This window comes from Rummeliibacillus sp. GQ308 (assembly GCF_059759115.1).
Window position 1 is genome coordinate 1 of sequence record NZ_JCAXDQ010000014.1, and the last position, 1,632, is coordinate 1,632.

A 1,632-nucleotide genomic window follows, 5' to 3' on the forward strand; every position below is an offset into this window, starting at 1 on the left:
CATCATCGTAAAGATGATGCGCTAGTGAAATTTTGAGCAATCAAACACTTTTATGGAGAGTTTGATCCTGGCTCAGGACGAACGCTGGCGGCGTGCCTAATACATGCAAGTCGAGCGAATGACGAGGAGCTTGCTCCTCTGATTTAGCGGCGGACGGGTGAGTAACACGTGGGCAACCTGCCCTGCAGACTGGGATAACTTCGGGAAACCGGAGCTAATACCGGATAATCCATTTTACTTCATGGTGAAATGTTGAAAGGCGCTTTCGCGCCACTGCAGGATGGGCCCGCGGTGCATTAGCTAGTTGGTGGGGTAACGGCCTACCAAGGCGACGATGCATAGCCGACCTGAGAGGGTGATCGGCCACATTGGGACTGAGACACGGCCCAAACTCCTACGGGAGGCAGCAGTAGGGAATCTTCCACAATGGACGAAAGTCTGATGGAGCAACGCCGCGTGAGTGATGAAGGTTTTCGGATCGTAAAACTCTGTTGTAAGGGAAGAACAAGTACGTTAGGAAATGAACGTACCTTGACGGTACCTTATTAGAAAGCCACGGCTAACTACGTGCCAGCAGCCGCGGTAATACGTAGGTGGCAAGCGTTGTCCGGATTTATTGGGCGTAAAGCGCGCGCAGGTGGTTTCTTAAGTCTGATGTGAAATCTCGCGGCTCAACCGCGAGCGGTCATTGGAAACTGGGGAACTTGAGTGCAGAAGAGGATAGTGGAATTCCAAGTGTAGCGGTGAAATGCGTAGAGATTTGGAGGAACACCAGTGGCGAAGGCGACTGTCTGGTCTGTAACTGACACTGAGGCGCGAAAGCGTGGGGAGCAAACAGGATTAGATACCCTGGTAGTCCACGCCGTAAACGATGAGTGCTAAGTGTTAGGGGGTTTCCGCCCCTTAGTGCTGCAGCTAACGCATTAAGCACTCCGCCTGGGGAGTACGACCGCAAGGTTGAAACTCAAAGGAATTGACGGGGGCCCGCACAAGCGGTGGAGCATGTGGTTTAATTCGAAGCAACGCGAAGAACCTTACCAGGTCTTGACATCCCAGTGACCGCTCTAGAGATAGAGTTTTCCCTTCGGGGACATTGGTGACAGGTGGTGCATGGTTGTCGTCAGCTCGTGTCGTGAGATGTTGGGTTAAGTCCCGCAACGAGCGCAACCCTTGATCTTAGTTGCCATCATTTAGTTGGGCACTCTAAGGTGACTGCCGGTGACAAACCGGAGGAAGGTGGGGATGACGTCAAATCATCATGCCCCTTATGACCTGGGCTACACACGTGCTACAATGGACGGTACAAAGAGTCGCAAACTCGCGAGAGCAAGCTAATCTCATAAAACCGTTCTCAGTTCGGATTGTAGGCTGCAACTCGCCTACATGAAGCCGGAATCGCTAGTAATCGCGGATCAGCATGCCGCGGTGAATACGTTCCCGGGCCTTGTACACACCGCCCGTCACACCACGAGAGTTTGTAACACCCGAAGTCGGTGAGGTAACCTTTTGGGGCCAGCCGCCGAAGGTGGGATAGATGATTGGGGTGAAGTCGTAACAAGGTAGCCGTATCGGAAGGTGCGGCTGGATCACCTCCTTTCTAAGGAATTTAACGGAATACAGACTTCGTCTGTA

1 rRNA gene is annotated in these 1,632 nt (G+C 52.6%); it reads left to right on the top strand.

Annotation, left to right across the window (positions count from 1 at the left end):
* The first annotated feature begins 49 nt into the window (after window positions 1-49).
* Window positions 50-1,597, top strand: a 16S ribosomal RNA gene (locus AC6CHJ_RS16580).
* Window positions 1,598-1,632: the final 35 nt, after the last annotated feature.